The organism is Enterococcus sp. DIV0240d (assembly GCF_051711245.1).
In the GTDB taxonomy this organism is placed as follows: domain Bacteria; phylum Bacillota; class Bacilli; order Lactobacillales; family Enterococcaceae; genus Enterococcus_D; species Enterococcus_D casseliflavus.
Genome location: NZ_JBIOMG010000001.1, coordinates 2873446 through 2895983 on the forward strand (window position 1 = coordinate 2873446; position 22538 = coordinate 2895983).

The 22538-nt window shown below is 43.7% G+C and carries 22 protein-coding genes and 2 tRNA genes; 2 read left to right on the plus strand and 22 right to left on the minus strand.

The window, feature by feature from the left end; translation table 11 throughout:
- Nucleotides 1–100 precede the first annotated feature (100 nt).
- The 10 genes from IGJ25_RS13820 to IGJ25_RS13865 all read right to left on the minus strand — a co-directional run bounded on the left by IGJ25_RS13820 (nt 101) and on the right by IGJ25_RS13865 (nt 9237).
- On the minus strand, nt 101–916 hold the full coding sequence (locus IGJ25_RS13820; RefSeq protein ID WP_010749776.1) for a DUF1189 family protein: 816 nt from the start codon (nt 914–916) through the stop codon (nt 101–103).
- Nucleotides 917–926: 10 nt separating this feature from the next.
- Nucleotides 927–1760 (minus strand): sugar ABC transporter permease, encoded by an 834-nt coding sequence (locus IGJ25_RS13825; RefSeq protein ID WP_016608756.1) that lies wholly within the window; start codon nt 1758–1760, stop codon nt 927–929.
- A gap of 2 nt (nt 1761–1762) precedes the next feature.
- Nucleotides 1763–3052 (minus strand): carbohydrate ABC transporter permease, encoded by a 1290-nt coding sequence (locus tag IGJ25_RS13830; protein ID WP_010749778.1) that lies wholly within the window; start codon nt 3050–3052, stop codon nt 1763–1765.
- 160 nt (nt 3053–3212) lie between these two features.
- Entirely contained in the window at nt 3213–4478 is a 1266-nt protein-coding gene (locus IGJ25_RS13835) for an extracellular solute-binding protein (protein WP_225000558.1), read from the minus strand.
- A gap of 156 nt (nt 4479–4634) precedes the next feature.
- Nucleotides 4635–5582: a LacI family DNA-binding transcriptional regulator gene (locus tag IGJ25_RS13840; protein WP_225000559.1), complete on the minus strand. Its 948-nt coding sequence runs from the start codon at nt 5580–5582 to the stop codon at nt 4635–4637.
- Between the two features lie 183 nt (nt 5583–5765).
- Nucleotides 5766–6323 (minus strand): ribosome hibernation-promoting factor, HPF/YfiA family, encoded by a 558-nt coding sequence (hpf, locus tag IGJ25_RS13845; protein WP_005231866.1) that lies wholly within the window; start codon nt 6321–6323, stop codon nt 5766–5768.
- A 137-nt stretch (nt 6324–6460) separates the two neighbouring features.
- A complete protein-coding gene (locus IGJ25_RS13850; protein ID WP_225000560.1) occupies nt 6461–6937 on the minus strand; it encodes a ComF family protein in 477 nt (158 codons plus the stop codon).
- Between the two features lie 196 nt (nt 6938–7133).
- Complete coding sequence (locus tag IGJ25_RS13855; RefSeq protein ID WP_231472711.1) at nt 7134–8444, minus strand: DEAD/DEAH box helicase; 1311 nt, start codon at nt 8442–8444, stop codon at nt 7134–7136.
- Nucleotides 8445–8550: 106 nt separating this feature from the next.
- A complete protein-coding gene (locus IGJ25_RS13860) occupies nt 8551–8871 on the minus strand; it encodes a PTS sugar transporter subunit IIB (protein ID WP_005228768.1) in 321 nt (106 codons plus the stop codon).
- Between the two features lie 72 nt (nt 8872–8943).
- Nucleotides 8944–9237 (minus strand): DUF7662 domain-containing protein, encoded by a 294-nt coding sequence (locus IGJ25_RS13865; RefSeq protein WP_010749784.1) that lies wholly within the window; start codon nt 9235–9237, stop codon nt 8944–8946.
- A 110-nt stretch (nt 9238–9347) separates the two neighbouring features.
- On the opposite strand from IGJ25_RS13865, the gene IGJ25_RS13870 reads away from it, so the two are divergent.
- Complete coding sequence (locus tag IGJ25_RS13870) at nt 9348–9989, plus strand: YigZ family protein (RefSeq protein WP_081116369.1); 642 nt, start codon at nt 9348–9350, stop codon at nt 9987–9989.
- Between the two features lie 193 nt (nt 9990–10182).
- Here IGJ25_RS13870 and IGJ25_RS13875 read toward each other — a convergent pair whose 3' ends face one another.
- Entirely contained in the window at nt 10183–10890 is a 708-nt protein-coding gene (locus IGJ25_RS13875; RefSeq protein WP_005228765.1) for a GntR family transcriptional regulator, read from the minus strand.
- 198 nt (nt 10891–11088) lie between these two features.
- Nucleotides 11089–15315 carry a 2-hydroxyacyl-CoA dehydratase gene (locus tag IGJ25_RS13880; RefSeq protein ID WP_262119775.1) on the minus strand — a complete coding sequence of 1409 codons (4227 nt, stop codon included), beginning with the start codon at nt 15313–15315 and terminating at the stop codon, nt 11089–11091.
- A gap of 174 nt (nt 15316–15489) precedes the next feature.
- On the opposite strand from IGJ25_RS13880, the gene IGJ25_RS13885 reads away from it, so the two are divergent.
- Nucleotides 15490–16095 carry a TetR/AcrR family transcriptional regulator gene (locus tag IGJ25_RS13885; protein WP_005228762.1) on the plus strand — a complete coding sequence of 202 codons (606 nt, stop codon included), beginning with the start codon at nt 15490–15492 and terminating at the stop codon, nt 16093–16095.
- 49 nt (nt 16096–16144) lie between these two features.
- Here the strand turns inward: IGJ25_RS13885 and IGJ25_RS13890 are convergent, their stop codons facing one another.
- The 10 genes from IGJ25_RS13890 to IGJ25_RS13935 form a co-directional block, all read right to left on the minus strand.
- Nucleotides 16145–16312, minus strand: coding sequence for a hypothetical protein (locus IGJ25_RS13890; RefSeq protein WP_179135447.1), 168 nt, complete (start codon nt 16310–16312; stop codon nt 16145–16147).
- A 154-nt stretch (nt 16313–16466) separates the two neighbouring features.
- Nucleotides 16467–16538 (minus strand) — tRNA-Gln (locus tag IGJ25_RS13895).
- A gap of 4 nt (nt 16539–16542) precedes the next feature.
- Nucleotides 16543–16626 (minus strand) — tRNA-Tyr (locus IGJ25_RS13900).
- Nucleotides 16627–16711: 85 nt separating this feature from the next.
- Nucleotides 16712–16945, minus strand: coding sequence for a DUF2969 domain-containing protein (locus IGJ25_RS13905; RefSeq protein WP_005228752.1), 234 nt, complete (start codon nt 16943–16945; stop codon nt 16712–16714).
- Between the two features lie 126 nt (nt 16946–17071).
- Nucleotides 17072–17719 (minus strand): CBS and ACT domain-containing protein, encoded by a 648-nt coding sequence (locus IGJ25_RS13910; RefSeq protein WP_010749788.1) that lies wholly within the window; start codon nt 17717–17719, stop codon nt 17072–17074.
- A gap of 3 nt (nt 17720–17722) precedes the next feature.
- Nucleotides 17723–18424, minus strand: a complete 702-nt coding sequence (locus tag IGJ25_RS13915; protein ID WP_081116367.1) for an ABC transporter ATP-binding protein — start codon at nt 18422–18424, stop codon at nt 17723–17725.
- Nucleotides 18424–19200, minus strand: coding sequence for an ABC transporter ATP-binding protein (locus tag IGJ25_RS13920; RefSeq protein ID WP_225000563.1), 777 nt, complete (start codon nt 19198–19200; stop codon nt 18424–18426). The genes IGJ25_RS13915 and IGJ25_RS13920 overlap by 1 nt, the downstream gene beginning before the upstream one ends.
- Nucleotides 19181–20158 (minus strand): branched-chain amino acid ABC transporter permease, encoded by a 978-nt coding sequence (locus IGJ25_RS13925; RefSeq protein WP_005228744.1) that lies wholly within the window; start codon nt 20156–20158, stop codon nt 19181–19183. The genes IGJ25_RS13920 and IGJ25_RS13925 overlap by 20 nt, the downstream gene beginning before the upstream one ends.
- Nucleotides 20159–20167: 9 nt before the next feature.
- On the minus strand, nt 20168–21046 hold the full coding sequence (locus IGJ25_RS13930; protein ID WP_005228742.1) for a branched-chain amino acid ABC transporter permease: 879 nt from the start codon (nt 21044–21046) through the stop codon (nt 20168–20170).
- A 108-nt stretch (nt 21047–21154) separates the two neighbouring features.
- A complete protein-coding gene (locus IGJ25_RS13935; protein ID WP_225000564.1) occupies nt 21155–22342 on the minus strand; it encodes an ABC transporter substrate-binding protein in 1188 nt (395 codons plus the stop codon).
- Nucleotides 22343–22538: the final 196 nt, after the last annotated feature.

Here is a 22538-nt window from a genome sequence, read left to right on the forward strand (position 1 = left end):
AGATTTTAAAGAAACGCGGGAAAAAAAACACGCAACAAGCCATTGATCGGCGCTGAAAGTCCAGCACACGCCCAAACGTCTTGTTGCGAAGGTTTGCAAATTATGCCGTTTTAAAACGGGTTTTTAAGAAAGCTAAGAAGAGCATCAGTAGCATGCCTAAAGACTGAATCCCGATCATCAAGACGATATCAGCGCCAATAAATCCTGCCAACATCGCAACGAGAGAGCCTGCCCCCAGTGCATTTAAAATCACGTTCGTACTTTCTTTGAAGCTGCCGATTGTCGATAGTCGTGATTTTTTCGTCAACCAGAGGAAAAACGCTGCGCCTATGACTAGAATACTATTCATTGCCACCAATAAAAATGCCACTGTGATCGTCTGACTGAAGAAAATCGCGGTCTCGTTGTTGCGATAGAAGCCGTCTTCGATTGCTTTTTGAAACGAAGCCGCATCATCTACTTGATCAGGTGCCATTTCCGCCGTGTAACGCATTTCATAGTGATAAGTTTGTCCATCGATTTCTTCTTTGATGGTCCAGTCTGTTTCCCGAAAATTGATGGCGTATTTTGCTTTTTCAAGAGCCGCTTCTGAAAGCGCAACGCCTATGATCCCCGCTTCTGTTTGGGAAAAGACTTGTGACTCATCCGCTAAAAGTTTGCCATCTTCCAGCTGCAACTCATTGTATTTTGCTGCCGTTTCTGCCGTCACGAGTGTTTTTGCATGGGGAAAAAATGCCGCAAAGGCTTGATCCGTTTGCTTGCTGATCATTAAGGTCAACGGGATCATCAGCAAGGACATCAAGAAAACATAGACGAACACTTGCTGCCAGCGATTTAATTTTTTACGCCATGCATAGACTTTTGTTGGAGAAAAAATGGCCCCAAAGTACGTTAAGGGAAATCGTTGTTCAGACATCCTATCATTCCTATCCTTTTGTTCCGCCAGAGGTCAAACCTGAAACAAAGTATTTTTGTAAGAAGAAAAACAGTGCAGCGATCGGTACGGCGATCAAAATCGCCCCTGCCGCAAAGAGTGCGACCCGTTGGTTACGGGCATCATTGATAAAGGTTTGTAGCCCGACTGCGACGGTCAAACGCTCTTGTGAGCGAAGCAAGAATCGCGCCAGCAAGAATTCGCCGAATGGTCCCATAAAGGCCCACAATGCTTGGACGGCAACCATTGGTTTTACGAGGGGCAAAACGATTTGCCAAAAGATACGAAAATGCCCTGCACCATCAAGTTTTGCTGATTCATCCAAGTCGATGGGTACCGTATCAAAGTACCCCTTCATCAGCCAAGTATTCATCGGAATCCCACCACCGATATAAATCAGTGTCAAGAACCAGAAGCTATCTAGACCGTTTGCTAATAAGCCCATAACATAAAAAGCGGTCAACGCCGACATTGTCGGTACCATTTGAACGATCAAGAACACCATCAGACTACTTTTACGACCAGCAAAACGGTAACGACTGTAAGTATACCCTGCTAACGTTACGATCATTACTTGAATGATCATCGTCGAAACGGCCACGATCAAGGTGTTTTTATACCATGTCAAATACGGGGTTTCATTGAATAAACGTCGAAAGTTGTTCAATGTCCAATCCGCATCAAAATCTAAGCGAAAAGCGATCATGTTCCCTGCCTTGAAGGCTGAGGTTGCGGTAATCAACAAGGGATAGATGATAATGATCGATAACGCGATCATAAACAAGTAGGTAAATAATTTGCTGAAAGAAAACTTCTTCTTTTTCATCCTCAATCCTCCATATTAAATGCATTCGTCTTTTTAAACACCAGTAATGAAATGGAGATCACCACAAAGGAAATGATCAAGGTCAATGCAGAAGCAATCGAATATTGTGGTGAGCCGCCGGTCGTCAGTTTGTAGATCCATGAAATCAAAATATCTGTCGATCCAGCATTTCCGCCTAAACTCCCTGGTCCACCTTCGTTAAATAGATAGATCATCGAGAAGTTATTAAAGTTCCCTGTATATTGCGTAACGAAGGTTGGGGCTGCTACCAAAAAGATTGCCGGCAGCGTAATGTTCCGAAAACGCTGCAACGCATTGGCTCCATCCATTTTTGCTGCTTCATACAAATCTTCGGAAATGGATTGTAAAATCCCCGAAACCATTACATAGATGTAAGGAAACCCTAACCAACCCTGAATCAAAATAATCGCCGTTTTCGTCCAAAACGGATCAGTCTTCCAAGCAATGTTCCCAATATCCACAAAAGGCAGATTGTTCAATAGCGGGATCACCTGCGTATTGATCGCTCCTGCGGTATCATTAAACATATTTGAAAAACTCATGATTGTGATAAACGCTGGCACCGCCCAAGGAAGCAAGAAAATCACCCCAAAGACGCGACGAAACTTCACAAATTTTTGGTTGGCAACAACTGCTGTCAGTATGCCGAGTGTAATTTGCAAGGTGGTTGCTAAAACGGTCCAAATCACCGTCCAACTGAATACTTTTACAAAGGTGTCGCGGTAAGAACTTAAGGTGAAGATATTCGTGAAATTCGAAAAACCGATCCAGTCGATTAAGTTTGCTGGCGGAATGTGTCGAAAATCATAGTTGGTAAATGCCATAAAGAGCGTCACCATTACTGGAAAAATAATTGCTACGATCATTACCAAGTAGGCAGGGATCGTCAGTAAGTACGCGAACCCATCTTCGTATAATTTTTTGAAAAATTCTTTTCTCGTAACAGCTACCGGGAAGCCTTTTTCAATGCTTTGCCGAACCTGATAAGCATCTTTGATATTTAAAACCCAAAAGATAATGAAAATAACGGTAACGATGACCTGCAGTGTTCCTTCAATCAACAAGAACAAAGAGTTGTCTTCCATCGGTACTGATCCGAGTGTGACAAAGTTATAAAGTGCTTGTCCACCAAACAAAAGCATTTCGACCAGAAAAATCAGAAAGGCTGCAAAAAAGAGACCCGCTTTGAATTTCTGACCATTTTTGAATTGTCCCCCACCAGGGATGATTGAAAGAAGCGCTGTCTGCATGGCTTGTGAATTCGTCCTCATATGTATCCTCCTTAAAATCGAAAGTCTGCCAAGCGGCCGACGATCGATAGAAAACAATCTCGTCAAGCAATTTCTTGCGTGCTACGTTGCAAGGAATCCTTTTGACAAACATCCTCTATAGAATCGTCGACATGAATGACAGACCGTAATCGGCTAATTATTAGTATTTCTGCTCAATCGCTTCTTCGATTGTTTTGGCAGCATTATCCGCTGCTTCTTGAGGAGTCATATTGCCTGAACCTGCATCAAACAGCATGTTTTCAGCCCCTACCCAAACCTCAGACATTTCAGGGATATTTGGCATTGGTTGTGAAACACTGTATTGCTCAATCACTGCTTTTGCTACTGGATCATCAGAAGCAGCGACTGTTTCTTGAGCCATAATGTTCGCTGGAATATCATGACGCATGTCATACAATTTCTCTTGATTGGCTTCGTTGGTCAAATACTCGACAAATTGTTGAGAAACGTCTTTGTTTTGTGAGTAGTTAGATACCACCCACGCTTTTCCGCCGCCAAATGTTTCATAGTCGTTGCTGTTGTTTAGCGTTGGGATTTTCGCTACTCCATAGTTGATGCCTGCTTCTTCAAAGCCGTTCACGCCCCATGGTCCATAAATGATAGCTGCTGTTTTGCCTTGATTGAAGTAATCCAACATCAAGTTTTCGTTGGCTGATACATCAAGCATTCCTTGCGGCCAGACATTTTGGAACCAATCAGTTGCATACGTGATTGCTTCAACAGAACCTTCATTGTTCAGCCCTAGATCAGATGGATCTGTTCCTTCATCACCAAAGACATACCCGCCATGCCCCGCTAATAGACCATACGTATAATAAAAGTCCGTCCAACGAGCTAAGAAACCAACATTGTCATCGCCTTCTGCAAAACGATCATCTTTTGCTAGTTCTTCTAAATCAGAAAAAGTTGCTGGTGCTTCATCGATCAAGTCTTTGTTGTAGAACATGACAACCGCTTCGATCATTGCTGGTGCGCCATAGATCTTATCATCGATGGTCACTTGTTGCTTGTCTGTATCGCTGTACCGTCCATCATCTGGCAAAGTCATTTCTGCCAAATGCCCTTGGGAGCCTACTTGACCCACACGGTCATAAGGAGACATCGTAACATCTGGGCCTTTCCCAGCAGGACCGTCTAGTTGAAGCGCATCCATTTGATCGAACATGTCCATTTCCACAACGTTGATGGTGACATCATTTTCAGATTCAAAGTCAGATTTCACTTCATTGATATAATCAATATAGTCTGCGCCTACAGAGACCGTGATCGTTTTTTCATCGCTACCTGAACCTGCATCTGCATTACTACCATCGGTACTACCGCCGTTGCCGCCACATGCTGCAAGCGCTAACAACGCACTTCCTGAAACTAATCCTAGAGCTGCCTTTTTCCAATTCACTTTCATCCTGTTTACCTCCTGCAATTTGTAACTCTATTATGCAACCGGTTTCTTAAAATGGCAAACATTTTCTAAATGTTAGCGATAACAAAAATTGAAAAAGCCTTTAAATTAAGATATTAAGGAATTGAAAAGAAATTGCGCAACCATTTGCTTAATTTTTCACCTTGTGGATTCACGAACCACGAGTTGCGGTAAAAAGCGCTGTTGTCGCAGGCTCGTATCGTTCTGTTCAATTTTTTGAATCAGTAGTTCACCACAAGCTTCGCCCATCTCAACGATGGCTTGCTTCATAGTCGTCAACTTGGGCGAGCTGACCTGATCCAGGAATACCCCATCGTAGCCGACAATCCCAAAATCCTTTGGTATCTGCGCGCCAATCGACTGCAAGCCTTGATTGATGCCTAGTGCCAAACGATCCGTCGCACAAATAAAACAAGTATTTTCCGCAAATTGCTCCTTCTGTGCTGTGATAAAGGTGCGGGCTGCGGAAGAACGGTTCTCAAAACGATGGATTTTTGGTGCTTGTCCTGTTTTTGTGACTGTATCTATGTACCCTTTTTCTCGGCTTTTCGTAAATGCTTCTTCCAACTCTAAACCAATATAGACCAAGTGTTGATAGCCAGTATCGAGGGCGTGTTTACAAGCAGAAACGATCCCTTGGTAGTTGTCACTATCAACAAAGCTGAATCCAGCTTCATTTTCACCAAATAGAACGACGGGTTTCTTTAAACTTTTTATCCAGTCCATATCCTTTTGGCGAAATCCCGTAATGATACAACCATCTGCTGGGCCACGATCCACCCCATCCGTCGTAACCAGCTGCAACGAATAATGCGCTTTGCCGATGGAACGAGCGATCCCCACTAATAAATTCATATAGTATGGCTCCGTCGTGTCCATCTCCTCTAAGATATACACTTTGATGATATGGGAACGCTTGGAAACTAATGATTTGGCAGCAATATTCGGTTGATAATCCAGTTCTAGCATTGCTTGATGAACGAGCTGCTTTAGCTCTTCGGTCACTTTATCTGGATGGTTGATCACTCGAGAAACGGTCATTGCGGAAACATTTGCTTTTTTGGCGACATCTGCTAACGTAGTCATGATTCACTCTCCCTGTATTATTTCATCTATAGTATAACACAATAAAACAAAAGAGAAACAAAGCCAACTTTTATATAGAAAGATTTCTTGCTTCATTCCAAAAGATAAAAAAACAGAGCAGCTTCTCAGCTACTCTGTCAAAAAGACTTTTTTTGGGGTGTCGCCAAAAGGATCCCACACGTGTTAATCCGTTTCGATCAACCCGTATTTACCATCTTTCCGACGATACACAATGCTCGTTCCATTCGTTTCCGCATCTTCAAAGATAAAGAAGTTGTGTCCTAGCATGTTCATTTGTAAAACAGCTTCTTCACTATCCATTGGTTTTAAAGACAAACGTTTTGTACGTACGATGTCTAAATCAGAACCATTGGTTTCTTCATCGTTTGCTTCAGTTGTGAACAAATCACCATCTGTTGGCGGAACCAACGCTGTCTCACGAGATTTGCGATTGATTTTTGTTTTGAATTTGCGGATTTGGCGTTCCAATTTGTCAACAACCAAATCGATACTAGCATATAGATCAGGTGAAGTTTCTTCCGCACGTAGAACTAGGAATGGTAAAGGAATCGTTACTTCTACTTTTGCAGTTTTTTCTGTATAAACTTTCAAATTAACGTGTGCTGTTGCTTCTGGCACATCATTAAAATAACGTTCTAATTTACCTACTTTTTTCTCGACGTAATCACGGATCGCTTCTGTTACCTCGATATTTTCGCCACGCACATTATATCTAAACATAAAAATTACCCCTTTCGTCTACCAGTAAAGAAGGAAAAGGACCACTCTTTTCTTCTTCTTAACTCTATTATATCGAACTCTTGGTCATTTGCCTAGTAAATCGAACAATTTTCTTTAAGCGTTTTCAAAATAACGTTTCAACGAGCAATAGAAAAAGAACGAATCGCCTGGGGGCCAAAGGACTGCAGTGCTTCAGCTGCATGATATAACGTTCTACCGGTAGTATACACATCATCGATCAACAATAATTTTTTCCCTTTGATTTCACACGCTACATCTGGCTTCACTGCAAAGGGTTGCGCCTCTACTAATCGTTGCCTGCGAGAACGTTGTGCCTGTGGTGCGGTATCAACAACTTTCTCCAGTAACTCTTGAAATCTGACTCCGGCGGCTTCCAGCACAGCGGTGACTTGATTAAACCCTCGCTGTTGGTAACGCTCTGCCGATAGTGGGATGGGAATCAAACACTCATAGTCAAACCTGTTGAGTTTCTGTTTGATCACAGGCGCAAACGTCCCCCGCAACTGATAGTTTCCCATCAGTTTGTATTCGTGAAGCCAATCCTTCATTCCTTGATCGTAAGCAAATAGCGCTCGGTGCTGCAATTGTATCATGGGACACGTTTCTTCCCAATAGAGACAATCGCTGCAAAACTCAGATGTTTTTTTTCCACACGAAGGGCAGCAGGTTCGCCAATCGATCACTGAAAACTGTTGGGCACATTGCGGGCACAATTCATTTTCTGGGATACGCCAAGGAGCCAACACCTCAATGATCGTTCGTTCTCTAGGAAAAGTCCTTTTACACCAACTACACACCATCGGTCAGCCAGCTTTTTGCCAATTGGTTCATTTCCTTGATTTCGTTGAGTGCTTTTCGGATCGCTTCCGTCATTTGGTCGTAGAAAAAAATGACCTCCCCTTCCGTATAGGCCCCTTTACGATCGACACGACCAGCAATTTGCACGAGCGCCGATTTTGTAAAGACTGGATGATTAGCACCCAATACGATGACTGAGACGTTTTCAAACGTCACCCCACGCTCTAAAATCATCGTTGTAAACAACACCTTGTAAATCTGTCGACGAGCAGACGCTACTTTTTCGCTCCGTTTTTGATCTTGCGACGAAACGCTAGTCAAAGACCATGACGTGCCTTGTCGGCGGACAGCCGCTTCTACTTCCTTCATCAGCGCAATGCTTGGACAAAACACCAAGACAAAGTTTTTTTGAAGCAGCCGCTGCAACTGCTGCAGCAATGGTCGCAGCCAACGTTTTCTGCGATAAGCCTGCGCCCAGTGACTATAATGAACAGGTTTTGGAACGATCAATGGACGCTGATGAAACCGCAGCGGCATTCTCAAGACAGCGAATTTTCCACGAATTTCTTGCAGCAGTCGTTCTGAAGGCGTCGCACTTAAATAGATCAGACACCCGTTTTTGGCTAAGGCATTGTATAATCCGTAACGCAGCTGCGCATCGCCCTCGTAGGGAAATGCATCTACCTCATCCACCACGATCAGTTGAAAGCTCCGATAAAAATGCAGTAGCTGATGGGTGGTCGCAATAAGGATGTTTGTGTAGCGATAAGGCTCTTCTGATTTTCCATAAAGGAGCAAGCTTTCCTCTTGTGGAAATGCTTGCTGAATCCGCGGAAACAATTCACGACAAACATCGATCCGAGGTGAGACGATCGCCACTCGACCACCTTCTTGCCGAACGTAGCGGATCGTTTCAAAGATCATTTCGGTCTTCCCTGAACCCGTGACCGACCAAACAAGCGAGGATCGTTTTTGTCGACAATTAGACACCAATTGCTGGGAAATTTTTTGCTGAAACTGCGTCAATGTTCCTGGCCAGACGATGTGGTGATTAATGGCTGGACTTTCCGTAGGTTGAATCACCAGTCGCCCATTTGATGTGATCCGACCATAGCGAATACAGGTTGGACAGTAATAGCTGCCTATCGGTAATTGCACCGACGGCTTGCGGTGGGAAGAACCGCATCGCTGACAAACGATTCTCTGCCCCTGCTCGAGCATTGCCGGTCGAGAATCAAAGGGTTTTCCTACATTCATTGTTTCATCTAAAACAAAAAATTGTCTTCCTTTTTGATTGGTCATAACATACACCTCAGTTTTAAGTACGCAAAAAAATCGGTTCAAGTACTTTTTGAAAAGTACTTGAACCGATTACAGGTTTCTTGTTTGCTTCAACAGCAGGTCTTGCTTATTCGCCGATCAATGTCAAAGCTTGATCTAAGACTTTTTCGCCGTTCATCATGCCGTAATCTGCCATGTTGATTACTTCTAAAGGAATTCCTTTTGGCGCTAGACGTTTCTCAAAATCGCCTTTCATGAAACGAACTTGTGGTCCTAATAATAAAACATTTACGTCTTTGCTTTCTAAATGTTGATCTGCTTCTGAAGCGGAAACTGCAAAAATATCTGCTTCTAATCCTTTTGCTTCAGCTGCTTTTTGCATTTTTGTTACTAATAAGCTTGTACTCATTCCTGCAGAACAAACTAACATAATTGTTTTTTTCGCCATATCGAACACTCCTTGAATTTTAAGAATAAGATAACATTTCCTATCTCTAGTATAGAACAAGTTTGAAATTTGTCAACGCTTTCTATCCAGCAGCCAGTTTGATTTTACTAAACGGTTAAAAACGACATACTCTTTTTTTAAATTGACGTGGACTACCTCATAGCCGGCATTCAGCCACGCATAGGCCCCGTTTTCAGGATGTCGGTAATCATTTGCCCACCAATCCGTACTCGTGCGGGCACTTTTGGGCAAGCCAGATGCTGGGAAAAGAAATTCATCAAACTGGGTAAAGGTTAACGTAATTTGTGAACCGCCGTTGTTTTTTAAATAGTGCGTGATCGTATCGTACTTTTTGCGTCTACCCAAAGCAACTGCCTCCTCTTTTTCAGGTCTGTGTTGGTGCCTTTTTCTTTCTTCTATTTGTAACTTTCCTTCCGATTGCCTATACTAGAAACATAAAGGAGGCGATCGTACGCGTGACTTATCGAACGATCCGACAAGATGGAGAAACGGAAATAGAAATCAAAAAATCGCGTTTCATCTGTTCGTTAAAACGAATCCAATCAGAAGATGAAGCCAAAGCGTTTATACAAGCCCTCAAAAAAGAACATTGGAAGGCGAATCATCATTGCAGCGCCTATGTATTGGGTGAAAACCATGAGATCCAACGCAGCAGTGATGATGGTGAACCTAGCGGCACCGCTGGAGTACCGATTTTAGAAGTATTGAAGAAAAATAACTTGATCAATATGGTCGCTGTCGTTACCCGCTACTTCGGTGGAACGAAACTTGGCGCTGGCGGATTGATCCGCGCTTATTCCAGTTCAGCTTCCGCTGGCATCAAGGCGGTGGGAATCGTCGAAGGCGTTTTGCATCAAGAGCTTGCATTGACCATTGATTATCCCCTTTTAGGTAAGCTGCAAAACTATTTAGAACTGCAGAACATCTACGTAAAAGACATTGCTTATACCGAGAAAATCGTTGTTACCTTAATGATTCCTGAAGCAACGCTTGCCGACCAAGAAGCCGCTCTGATTGATTTGCTGCAAGGGCAAGTGCAGCTAAACAAAGGCAAGACCGAATATGTAGAGCGCCTCATCGAGGAGCCAACCGAGTAACTATGCAGGACAAGCACCTGTCAGGTTTGCTCTTTTCCTCAAAGCACGGACTCTAATGCCGCTTGCTGCAGCGAATGCAGAAACGCCCAATCGTTGAAAAACCGAATTGACCGATGCGGAGCAACAGCACGTATGCTCGCAGTGTCCTTTCGGCTTTTTCGCGTCTTTTTTGTTTCCAGCCGTCTCAGGCAGCTTATTTTTCCATATAAAATTCGAAACGATTGCCGACATATTGGGTGCGCACATATTCAAATGGTTGCCCATCTTCAAATGAAGTGATTTGCCGCATACGTAAAATCGCATCGCCGCGTTTGATTTGTAAATAATCAGCAATTTGCTCGGAAGCGACCATAGCTGAGATCGTTTGCGAAGCGCCGCCGATTTTCCGCTGTCCTTTTTCTTCCAACACTTTATAGAGGGAAGAGATGATCTCCTCCTTGCTAAAGTCATGAATAAACTTTTCAGGGATACTCGCTACTTCAAAACAGATCGGCACATCATCCGCATACCGAATCCGCTCCATCCGTAAAATCGTTTCGTGTCCTTCTAATTGCAGCTTTTCCATCTCACTGGAGCTAGGTGCCGTCAAGAAATAAGCGACCGCTTTGCTGGAAGGCTTACGACCAAGAGAATTCATAATTTCGGTAAAACTCGTCGTGCCCGTCATTTTCTCTTGTACTTTTTGGCGAGCCACATAAGTGCCAGAACCGATTTTGCGCTCAAGAATCCCCTCATCCGCTAAGGTTTGGATCGCTTGCCGCAACGTCATGCGACTCACGCCGAATTGTTTTGACAACTCCCGTTCTGAAGGCAGACGATCCCCGATTTTGTATGTATTGTTTTCGATATTGGCTTTGATTTGATCATGAATCTGGATATAAACAGGTAATTTTTCCACCACTACACATTCCTCCGTTCCCCTCCTATTATAACTGGTATATACCTAAATAGCTAATAAAAAAAGCAAAAACTGCTCAGTTTTTCTCAATTTGTGCGAACTCTTTCCCCATTTTATAGGCAGAAAAAGAAGTTATCACAAATTGTCCAAACAAGAGCAGTCTCTTTGCTTTTAAATTGGTTCGGTCGCTGGCTTGAGAATTTATTCAGCCAACGCTTTATTGGCAGTTGCCATGAGCAAGCGAATGCGATTCAATTGATTGACGATCGAAACACCTGGATCGTAATCAATCGCTGCAATGTTCGCCTGTGGGTACTGGCGACGCAGCTCTTTCATGACGCCTTTTCCTACTACATGGTTAGGCAGACAGCCAAATGGTTGCAGACAAATGATATTGTTGACATTATTTTCCAACAGATCGATCATCTCACCGGTCAAGAACCAGCCTTCTCCCGTATGATTGCCGATGGAAACAATCTCGCTCGCTTGCTCGGCAAGCTGATGGATCGAATGAATGCCCTCAAAGCGCGTTGACGCCCGCAACGCTTTATCCATTGGTTTTTGGAGCCGTTCAATCGCCATGATCGCAAAATCAGCGATCATTTTGCTTTTCTTCGCCATCCCCAAATGCTCGTAGCGCCAAATCTGATTGTAGAGGGAATAATTCATGAAGCCGACAATATCTGGTACGACCGCTTCAGCTCCTTCTGCTTCTAACAGGCGAACGACATCATTATTGGCAGTCGGTGAATACTTCACTAAAATCTCTCCCACGACACCGACACGTGGCTTCTTGATAGCATTTAACGGCACTTGATCAAAGTCTTGAATGATTTTCTTCATATTGCGATTAAAGAGGCTGAAGGAGCCATTGCGGACATTTTTGGCAATTTTTTCCAGCCATTCTTGGTGGAGCCGATCGACAGCCCCTGCTTCTTGCTCATATGGACGGGTGCGATAAACGACCCGTTCAAAGAGATCTCCGTATAAAAATGCCACCGCCAAGCGTTTCATCATCGGCAAGGTAAAGCGAAAGCCAGGATTTGATTCAACACCAGTATTGCCCATCGAAATAGATACCACCGGTACTTGCGGAAATCCTGCATCGTTCAATGCTTTACGTAACAAGGGAATATAGTTCGTTGCGCGACACCCACCGCCCGTCTGGGTCATCAATACGCTGGTGTTTTCGACGTCATATTCCCCGCTTTGTAACGCTTCTACCAGCTGTCCAATGGAAATAATGGCCGGGTAGCAGGCATCGTTATTGACAAAGCGCAAACCGACATTGACTGCTTCTCGATCTTCACTGGGCAGACAGACCACTTGATACCCAGAAGCCTGCAAAGCGACATCTACTAATCCGCTTTGATGGATGGGACTCAACATCGGCAATAAGAGCGTGTGCTGCTTGCGCATTTCCTTGGTAAAAATAATCTTTGCTGGTTCCTCGTATTGCTTTTTAGGAACAAAGTGCTGTTTATCCCGTTCGTTGACTGCTGCTTTCAAGGAACGTAACCGAATCCGAATTGCTCCAAGGTTTGCACCCTCATCGATTTTCAACACCGTATACAGCTTGCCATATTGCGCCATGATCTCTTCGACTTGATCGGTGGTCACTGCATCGATCCCGCAGCCGAAGGAGTTTAATTGAACCAATTCCAACTGCTTGTTTTTCGCCACCACTCGTGCAGCCGCATACAACCGTGAATGATAGACCCATTGATCCACGACCCGCAGATCGCCGACATTTGCTAAATGAGCAATACTGTCCTCGGTCAGTACATGAAAGCCTTCTTGGGTAATGACTTCCGCTATCCCATGGTTGATTTCAGGGTCCAAATGATACGGTCTTCCAGATAAAACGATCCCTTTTTGGTTGGTCGTCATCAGCATTCGCAGCGTTTCTTCTCCCCGTTGCGCAATATCTACTTTGAACTGATCTAGTTCCTCGAAGCCGCTGCGCAGCGCTTGGGCAATTTCGTCTTCAGAAAAACCAAAATCTTGAAACGTCCCCGTTAAGGTTTTGGCCATTGAGGCTTCATCTGCCAGATTTAAAAATGGACAGCGGTAGTCAACCGCCCCTTCACGAATCGCATCGACGTTGTTACGAATCACTTCTGGATAGCTTTGTACGATTGGACAGTTAAAATGATTTTCAGCGGCAGTGTTCTCTACTCGCTCAAAAATGACTCCTGGATAAAAGATCAACGGTATGTTTTGATCGATCAGTGCTTGGATGTGTCCATGGGCTAGTTTGGCTGGGTAACAAACGGTATCGCTAGGAATCGTTTCGATCCCTTGCTCATATAGTTCTTTATTAGAACGCGGCGACAAGGTTACTCGAAACCCTAACTGGGTGAAAAAGGTATGCCATAGCGGATAATTTTCATAAAGATTCAACACTCTTGGTAAGCCGATTTCCCCATGGAGGGCATCTTTTTTACGCAAAGAACGGTACTTGAACAAGCGGCGGTATTTTTCATCCACGAGATTGACTTTGCGGTCTTCTTTTTTGATTTTGATCCGCGCACCACGTTCGCAGCGATTCCCCGTAATGAATTTTCGACCATCCGAAAAGAGGGTCACGGTTAATAAACAATTGTTTTCGCAAAGACCGCAATTTGTAAATTCTTTTTCTGCTTGAAAATCGGCCATTTCTGCAGGAGACAACAACGTACTGACATCGTCGATCGCCGCTTCTTCTAACGCGATCAACGCCGCCCCATAAGCGCCCATCAAGCCAGCGATCGATGGTCGTACGACTTCACGGCCGCTGATCAATTCAAAGGCGCGCAGAACCGCTTCATTATAGAAAGTCCCTCCTTGGCAGACGATTTTCTCGCCAAGATCTTCGGGGCGCCGAACCTTGATCACCTTATAGATAGCATTCTTTATGACCGAGTAAGACAAGCCAGCCGAAATGTCGCCAACAGAGGCTCCTTCTTTTTGGACCTGTTTGACTTTTGAGTTCATAAAGACGGTACAACGCGAACCCAGGTCAACCGGCGCTTGGGCTTTTGTCGCTGCCAGCGCAAATTCTTTGACATCCTGATTCATAGATTTGGCAAAGGTCTCAATGAACGAGCCGCATCCTGACGAACAGGCTTCATTTAGCTGAATCGAAGAAAGTGCACCGTCTTTGACTGTCATCGCCTTCATGTCTTGCCCACCAATGTCCAAGATAAAATCAACCCCTGGCTGGAAATGTTCAGCAGCTTTGTAATGGGCCATCGTTTCGACTTCACCGATATCGACCTTCAGTGCATGTTTGATCAGATGCTCACCGTACCCTGTGATCGTTGACTTTGCGATGTAAACGTCAGAAGGCATCTGACGATAAAGCTCTTGTAAAACCGCCATCGTTGTCGCTAACGGCTCGCCTTCATTGTTGCCATAAAAAGAAAACAACAAATCCCCCGCATCATTGATCAAGACGACTTTCGTCGTCGTTGATCCAGCATCGATACCCAAATAAGCAGCACCTTTATGCTCCGACAAAGGTTTTTCTGCAGCAACCGCTTGGGCATGGCGGGCACGAAAAGCAGCCAGTTCTGCTTCGTCTTTGAATAAAGGATCTAGCGTATCTGTTGGCGCAAGTGTGCCGTCTTCACCATTGGCTAAGCGGTCGCATAGTACAGAAAGCTGCTGCGCTTCTTCTGCATACAGTGCAGCCCCCATCGCCACAAACAGTTCTGGATTCTCGGGAAAAATGATATCTGCTTCTTGCAGGTTCAACGTATCGATAAATCGTTGACGCAATTCCGACATAAACGTCAGTGGACCGCCTAAGAAGGCTACCTTGCCTTTGATTTTACGACCAGCTGCTAAGCCAGCAATCGTTTGATTGACCACCGCTTGAAAAATACTCGCAGCAATGTCCGCTTTTGCCGCCCCTTCATTGATCAGCGGCTGCACATCAGTTTTGGCAAAGACCCCGCAGCGTGAGGCAATCGGATAAAGGGTTTGGTATCCCTTGGCTAGCTCATTGACCCCATTGGCATCCGTTTTCAATAAAACCGCCATCTGATCAATAAACGCACCGGTCCCACCGGCACAACTGCCATTCATCCGCTGCTCCAACGCACCTTCAAAAAAGGTGATCTTCGCATCTTCACCGCCTAATTCGATCGCCACATCCGTTTCTGGGATCACTGTCTCGACTGTTTTGGTACAAGCGATGACCTCTTGGACAAAAGGGATCCGCAAAACTTCTGCCAGCCCCATTCCGCCTGATCCGGTAATCGCCAGCGCAACTGGCTGATCTTGGATTACTGCTTGCGCTTCTTTAATAATTTTTTCCGCTGCCTTTTGGATGTCTGCATAGTGTCGTTCATACCTTGAAAAACACGTTTGATTGCGTTCATCTAACAGAACCATCTTGACCGTTGTTGAACCGACATCGATGCCCGCCTTATATTTTTTCATTTGTTGCCTCCATCTAAACAACACTTTGTTGATTATCTAACAAGCCGTTTGTTATAATACTTATGTTCATTGTAATTCTTTTAATTGATAATTCAACAAACAATTCCAACGAAGGTGTGGGATAAACAACAATTAGACGTTTTTTGTCGTTTATTTTGAAAGGAAATTCACAATATGAAAAAATTGGATTTACGTGTCAAACGAACCAATAAGTACATTATTGAAGCCTTTATTCGCTTAGTTGAAGAAAAAGGCTTCGAGCAAGTGACTGTCCAAAATATCGCAGACGAAGCCATGATCAACCGCGCGACCTTCTATGCCCATTACAAAGACAAGCAAGACTTGTATGAAAAAATATTTGACTTGGCCGTCGAATCTTTTACCTCGATCCTTGACTTTGAAGATTTCGTCCAAGGCAATCGAATCAAGATCCGTAAAATCGAAGCGGCCATGACCGAACTTTTTTTACACATTCAAAAGAATCGCTCTTTTTATTTGACGATCATGGATGCCTCTGCCATTGAGATCATTCGTAAAAAACTGGGGCTGATTTTAACGGAACGGTATCAAGAGATCTTTTCAACCTTGAAGATTACAGAAGGCGATCTTGAAGTGCCCTTAGACTTCATCATTGATTATATGACCTCAATATTTGTTGGCACGCTGCATTGGTGGCTAACGGCAGAAACAACGATGCACGCCGACCATTTAGCAAAACTCGTCATCAAACTAGTGGCAAACGGTCATCTAACTGTCTTGGGGATTGAAATTGAGGAATAAAAAAAGAAACTGCCTATATGCAGTTTCTCTCATGCTGATTGCCCTTTAATCAATGATTTTTTGCGCGCCATTTGATCGTGTCTTTTGTCTTACGCTGTTTTGTTACTTTGATTCCTTTTGGAGCCACACGAATCGCATAGTCTTCCTTTTTGACAACGTCATAGACATGCTCTGCAACTTCCGTTATTTTTTCTTTTAGATTCAGTTTAAATTTCATGTGTTTTCATCTCCCGAATGCTTTACTACTAGCGTATCGCAAATAAAAAAAATCTTCAACTTATAACCCTTCCTCAAACCAAAAAAAATAATGGTTAAATAACGAAAAAAAACAGCAAGACTACTTGCTGTTTTTTTTTTGCGTATTCATCTGACTGGGGTAGCTGGATTCGAACCAACGCATGACGGAGTCAAAGTCCGTTGCCTTACCGCTTGGCTATACCCCAATAATGGTGGAGGAGAGTGGATTCGAACCACTGAACCCTAAGGAACGGATTTACAGTCCGTCGCGTTTAGCCACTTCGCTACTCCTCCAAAAGGTTTTTCTCAAACCTGACAATAGTTATAATACCGAAAAAGATAACAAATTGCAAGAGCAAAAAGTAAATTTTTCTAGAAATTATTCATGTAAATTCCATTGGCGAATAATCATCTCGATCGCAGCTTCTAAACTTCTGCTTGAACCTAGATCTTCATCCCCTAAAAAGCTTTGAAATTCTTTCGGTCCAGTCGTTAAAATCTCACCGATACGTTTTTTACCAATAAATAATTCATTGACGGTATAGTCTTTGCCATGAATGGCTTTCGTTGTTTCTTCAATACGGACTTCGATATCTTTATTTTTCTTAGACATGGTTGCACCTCTTTCTTTACAGCACCTTCCTATTTTAACAGAAAACCAGCAAAAGAAAAAGAAAATCTCATCTGGAACGAAAAAAAGTAGTCAATCGTTACGATCGACTACTTTTGCTGCTTTGTCTCATTTCTGGTTCGTCAAGACAGCACTGGTTACGGTATACCCTGCATCGCTTAAGATTTTCTCGATCGCTGCGACTTGGCGCGACTCTACTTGGATCTCAACAATCGTTTTTAGCGCCATCCGATTGACTACGATGGTCAAAATACTCATCTGATGATCGGCAAGCAGTTTGGTCACGTCTGCTAACACGCCCACATGGTCATCCGTGATCTCGATGGACACTCGGGTTCCGCCATCATGGTAGCCAGTGATTTTCAAAAAGGCATCGAAAATATCATTGTTGGTAATGATCCCCACTAGGGTATCATCATCCATGACTGGTAAAACCCCCACGTTTTCACTACGCATGACGGAAATGGCGTCCTCTAATAAAGCATCTGGTTCAATCGTGGTCACTTTTTTCAACATGATATCAGCGACCGTCGTTTTATTTAAGAGATAGTTCATTTCATAAACGCTTAAGCTTGTCGCTTTTGAGGGAGTTGCTTCAGCGATCGTTCCTTCTGTGATCAACCCTACTAATTTACCATCGTCAACGACGGGCAGACGGTGGATATCGTGCTGCTTCATTAAATCTACTGCATCAAAGATCGGTGTCTGCGAATCGACGGTGACGACCGTCTTCGTCATAAAATCACTTACGCTCATTGTTTAGCCTCCTAGATACGCTTTTCTTACTTCATCACTTGCTAGTAATTCTTCTCCAGTACCTTCTAAAACGATTTTCCCCGTTTCTAATACATAGCCGCGATCGGCAATCGATAAAGCCATTTTTGCATTTTGTTCAATCAGCAGCACAGTCGTTCCTTGCTGCTTGATTTCTTGAATGATTGAAAAAATTTCTTTGATAAAAATCGGTGCCAAGCCCATCGAGGGCTCATCCAGCAAAAGCAAGCGCGGTTTTGACATCAATGCCCGCCCCATTGCCAACATCTGCTGCTCACCGCCAGATAATGTCGACGCATCTTGCGAGAGGCGTTCTTTCAATACAGGAAACTTGCGGTAAACTTGTTCATAGTCGTCTTTGACACCACTGTCTTTACGCAAGAAGGCCCCCATCTCTAAGTTTTCTTGAACCGTCAAACCTGAAAAGACGTGCCGCCCTTCTGGCACTTGTGACAAGCCGTTTGCGACGATTTTTTGCGGTGCTTCTTTCTCAATTCGTTTTCCTTCAAAAGTGACTGAGCCATTTGAGGGGCGGATCAATCCAGAAATCGTCCGTAAAATCGTGGTTTTCCCTGCACCATTGGCACCAATCAGTGAAACGATCTCCCCTTGATTGACGTGGAAGGAAACATCATGGACCGCTTGGATCATGCCGTAGTGTACACTTAAATTTTGAATTTCCAGCATCAGATTTCCCCTCCTAGATAAGCTTCGATCACCCGCGGATTGTTTTTGATCTCTTCTGGTTCACCGTGGGCGATGACTTGGCCGTATTCCAGCACATAGATCCGTTCGCACACTTCCATGACCAAACTCATATCATGCTCAATCAAGAGGATCGTCAATTGAAAATCTTTTTGGATCTTATAGATCAGCTTTGTCAGTTCTGTTGTTTCTTGAGGATTCATCCCCGCAGCCGGCTCGTCAAGAAACAGAATTTTTGGTTCTGTAGCCAATGCGCGTACGATCTCTAACCGACGCTGCTCGCCATAAGGCAAATTTTTCGCTAACGTTTGACTTTTGCCATCCATATCAAAGATCCGTAACAGCTCTAAGGCTTTTTTCTTCATGGATTCTTCGTTTTTGTAATACTTTGGCAAACGCAAGATGCTGGTCAGCAGTCCTTCTTTATGCTTACTGTTCATAGCGATCAAAACGTTGTCCATCACGGTCAAGTTTTTAAACAAGCGAATGTTTTGGAAGGTTCTTGAAAAGCCTAAATCCGCGATTTTATAAGGCTTCACGCCATTTAAACGTTTTGGCTTACCTTGGGTCTCAAAAAGCACTTCGCCTTCACTAGGCTCATACACACCTGTCAGGAGGTTAAAGAGCGTTGTCTTGCCGGCACCGTTTGGTCCAATCAACCCGACCAGCTCATTGGTATCTAGATGGAGGTCTACATGAGAAACAGCAGCTAAACCGCCGAAGTTTTTCGTTAAGCTTTTAACTTCTAATAGAGGCATCGTTGTCATCCCCCTTTTTTCTAAATTTATCCAGCAGTCCTTTTACGGAGAATTCCCATGTCCCTAAAAGTCCGCTTGGTTTAAAGATCATAATGATGATCAAAGCCAATGCATAAATGATCATGCGCAAATCAGAGAAGCCTTGCAAGTACATGTTTAAGATTCCTAGCACTACTGCCGAAACAACTGCTCCTGTGGTACTCCCAAGCCCTCCAAAAACGACGATGATCAATACATCGATCGATTTCATAAAACCGTAATCTCGTGGGAAAACCGACTGCTGATAGCTGGCATAAAGGGTACCAGCAATGCTTGCCATCACTGCCCCCATCACAAACGCAATTACCTTGTATTTCGTTGTGTTGACCCCCATCGATTCTGCAGCGATCTCATCTTCACGAATCGCTAAAGTCGCCCGACCTGGTCCGCTATGGATAAAGTTTGAAACGACAAGAATCGATAGAACGGCAAAGAGAAAGACGATCTGCCAATTACTGAATTGGGGCAATCCGAAAATTCCTGCAGGACCATTGGTCAAGCCTCGGAGGTTCACCAACAAGATCCGAATGATTTCTGCCACACCTAGGGTAGCGATCGCTAGATAGTCGCCTTTTAAACGGAGGGTCGGAATCCCAACCACTAATGCGACTGCACCTGAAACCAGCATCCCCACCAGTAAGCCAGTTAAAAAGCCGCCAAAGGTTGGATTGCTTGCCGACAGGATCGCGCCAGCATAAGCACCGATTGCCATAAATCCAGCATGTCCTAAGGAGAATTGCCCTGAAAAGCCGATGATCAGATTCAAACTGACTGCCAAGATGATATTGATTCCGATATTGACGATGATCGCATCAGAGAACAAATTGATCATTCCGCCATTGTAGGCTGCAAATAATCCAAAATAAAGAATAGCTGCCAGAGCGAGCCAGATTAAGTTGTAACGTAAATTCTTTTTCATTTCTGCCACCTACACTTTCTCTTTGATATTTTTGCCGAGGATCCCAGCTGGACGAACCAACAATATAATTATTAAAATGACATACACTAAAGCATCCTTATAATCAGAAAAACCAAGCGCTGTCGCTGCTGTTTCCACCAAACCGATCACAAAGCCACCTAAGGCTGCTCCAGGAATGATCCCGATCCCGCCAAGAACCGCTGCAACAAAAGATTTCAGACCAGGAACGACGCCCATTGATGGATCAATGGAATTATAATACAAACCGATCAGCATCCCGCCAGCTGCAGCCAAAGCCGAGCCTAAGGCAAAGGTAAAGGAAATCGTTCGATTGACATTGATCCCCATCAAACGCGCTGCATCTGCATCAACACTTACTGCCCGCATCGCTTTTCCCATACGGGTCTTTTTCACGATCAATTGCAAGAGAATCATTAAGGTAACCGAAACAGCCAAGATCAATAACTGGACATTACTTACTTGAACAAACCCGATGGAATAGGTTTGTCGTTCGATCGCTTGCGGAAAGGGGCGCACATTGGCAGAAAAGAAAAAGATCATGACATTTTGCAAAAAATAAGAAACCCCGATTGCCGTGATCAGTGCCGAAATTCGCGTGGAATTGCGTAAGGGACGATACGCTAAAAATTCGATCGTTACCCCAAGAGCTGCACTGGCGATCATTGAAATGAACAACGCCGGGAAAAACCCTAATTGCCATTGATTGATCAAAAAGTAACCGATAAAACTACCGATCATGTAAACTTCTCCGTGGGCGAAGTTGATCAACTTGATGATGCCATACACCATCGTATAACCCAGCGCTAACAAGGCATAGATACTGCCTAGAAACAAGCCGTTGATCAATTGTTGGATCATCATTTCCATATACTCACTTCCAATATCATTTATTATGGTCATTCTTTTTAGAGAAAAGAAACTGAGACAAACACATCAGGTCTGTCCCAGTTTTCACTGCCAAACAACTGCGGGTTTTTAAGGTTCCACAGTGTCTGCTGAGGTTTCTTTCCCGTCAGTCAATCCTAAAACAACTGCTGATTTTTCAGGGTTATGATTTTCATCCATCGTGATTTCACCGGTCACACCGACAAAGTCTTTCAGTTCAGACAAACCAGCTGCGATCGCTAATGAATCTGCTGAGTTTTGATCTTCGATCGCTTGCTTGATCATATAAACGGCATCATAGGCTAACGCATTAAAAGCAGAAGGCTCTTTGCCATATTTTTCATTGAAAGCTGCCACAAACGGCTCAACTTTGTCGTTTGCTGGTGCTTTGGTAGAGAAGTGACCGGTATAGTAAACATTGCTGACATTTTCTGCACCAGCTGTTTGAACCATTTTTTCATCACCGAATCCATCCGCACCAATGATTGCTTGATCAATTCCTAATTCTCGCGCTTGCTTGATGATCAAACCAGCTTCTGTGTAGTAGCCTGGAATGAACAAGACATCGAAGTCGACATCTTTGATTCTTGTAAGAACTGCTTGGAAATCTTTGTCGCCTTCGGTAAAGTTATCTTCTAAGACGATTTCGCCTGGGTAGCTTTCTTTAAATGCTTCCGTCAAACCAATTGCGTAGTCACTTGAGTTATCACCTAAGATCACGGCTTTTGAAGCATCCAAATTTTCTGCTGCATATTTTGCCAAGATCGTTCCTTGGAAGCTATCTTGGAAACAAGAACGGAAGGCAAATTCATGCACTTTCCCACTAGTATAAGTAATCGCATCGTCAGTACCTGAAGGTGTAACCATTGGTACTTGTGCTCTGGTCACGTTAGGCAAAGCAGCTTTCGTAGCACCAGAAGTTGCTGGACCAATGATGGCTACAACTTTATCATTGGTTGCTAAGTTGGCTGCTACCGTTGCAGCTTCATTGTTATCTGATTTGTTATCTTTCGAAATAATTTCAATTTGTTTTCCAAGAACACCGCCGGCAGCATTGATTTCTTCGACTGCCAAGTCGATCCCCTCTTTTTCAGCCGTCCCATAAGCAGCAACTGCTCCAGACAACTCTAAGTTGGCACCAATCTTAATGGTATCTCCCTCTTGTTTATTGCCACCTTCAGCAGCACCACTGCTATCCGTTGGTCCACCTGTTGGTCCTGCACTACAAGCTGTCAATAAAAACAAACTCGCAAACAAAAATGCAAATTTCTTTTTCATAATTTTCCTCTCCTTCACTTCCCCTGAATATGTTATCCAATATACTGAAAAATCTGGAAAATGTCAACGAATTATCAGAATATTTCACCTATTCAGAATTTATTTTTTTCGCCGATAAAAAATGGTGCTTTTAAAACATTGATCCAGCAACGATGGAATCGCTTTTCTAATTTTTGGATAAAAAGAAAAGCAAGCA

Excerpts from the sequence above, each read along its gene's own strand:
- IGJ25_RS13820 (WP_010749776.1), bottom strand. The coding sequence starts at position 916 with ATGTCTGAACAACGATTTCCCTTAACGTACTTTGGGGCCATTTTTTCT.
- IGJ25_RS13825 (WP_016608756.1), bottom strand. The coding sequence starts at position 1,760 with ATGAAAAAGAAGAAGTTTTCTTTCAGCAAATTATTTACCTACTTGTTT.
- IGJ25_RS13830 (WP_010749778.1), bottom strand. The coding sequence starts at position 3,052 with ATGAGGACGAATTCACAAGCCATGCAGACAGCGCTTCTTTCAATCATC.
- IGJ25_RS13835 (WP_225000558.1), bottom strand. The coding sequence starts at position 4,478 with ATGAAAGTGAATTGGAAAAAGGCAGCTCTAGGATTAGTTTCAGGAAGT.
- IGJ25_RS13840 (WP_225000559.1), bottom strand. The coding sequence starts at position 5,582 with ATGACTACGTTAGCAGATGTCGCCAAAAAAGCAAATGTTTCCGCAATG.
- hpf (WP_005231866.1), bottom strand. The coding sequence starts at position 6,323 with ATGTTTAGATATAATGTGCGTGGCGAAAATATCGAGGTAACAGAAGCG.
- IGJ25_RS13850 (WP_225000560.1), bottom strand. The coding sequence starts at position 6,937 with ATGATACAATTGCAGCACCGAGCGCTATTTGCTTACGATCAAGGAATG.
- IGJ25_RS13855 (WP_231472711.1), bottom strand. The coding sequence starts at position 8,444 with ATGACCAATCAAAAAGGAAGACAATTTTTTGTTTTAGATGAAACAATG.
- IGJ25_RS13860 (WP_005228768.1), bottom strand. The coding sequence starts at position 8,871 with ATGGCGAAAAAAACAATTATGTTAGTTTGTTCTGCAGGAATGAGTACA.
- IGJ25_RS13880 (WP_262119775.1), bottom strand. The coding sequence starts at position 15,315 with ATGAAAAAATATAAGGCGGGCATCGATGTCGGTTCAACAACGGTCAAG.
- IGJ25_RS13885 (WP_005228762.1), top strand. The coding sequence starts at position 15,490 with ATGAAAAAATTGGATTTACGTGTCAAACGAACCAATAAGTACATTATT.
- IGJ25_RS13890 (WP_179135447.1), bottom strand. The coding sequence starts at position 16,312 with ATGAAATTTAAACTGAATCTAAAAGAAAAAATAACGGAAGTTGCAGAG.
- IGJ25_RS13905 (WP_005228752.1), bottom strand. The coding sequence starts at position 16,945 with ATGTCTAAGAAAAATAAAGATATCGAAGTCCGTATTGAAGAAACAACG.
- IGJ25_RS13910 (WP_010749788.1), bottom strand. The coding sequence starts at position 17,719 with ATGAGCGTAAGTGATTTTATGACGAAGACGGTCGTCACCGTCGATTCG.
- IGJ25_RS13915 (WP_081116367.1), bottom strand. The coding sequence starts at position 18,424 with ATGCTGGAAATTCAAAATTTAAGTGTACACTACGGCATGATCCAAGCG.
- IGJ25_RS13920 (WP_225000563.1), bottom strand. The coding sequence starts at position 19,200 with ATGCCTCTATTAGAAGTTAAAAGCTTAACGAAAAACTTCGGCGGTTTA.
- IGJ25_RS13925 (WP_005228744.1), bottom strand. The coding sequence starts at position 20,158 with ATGAAAAAGAATTTACGTTACAACTTAATCTGGCTCGCTCTGGCAGCT.
- IGJ25_RS13930 (WP_005228742.1), bottom strand. The coding sequence starts at position 21,046 with ATGGAAATGATGATCCAACAATTGATCAACGGCTTGTTTCTAGGCAGT.
- IGJ25_RS13935 (WP_225000564.1), bottom strand. The coding sequence starts at position 22,342 with ATGAAAAAGAAATTTGCATTTTTGTTTGCGAGTTTGTTTTTATTGACA.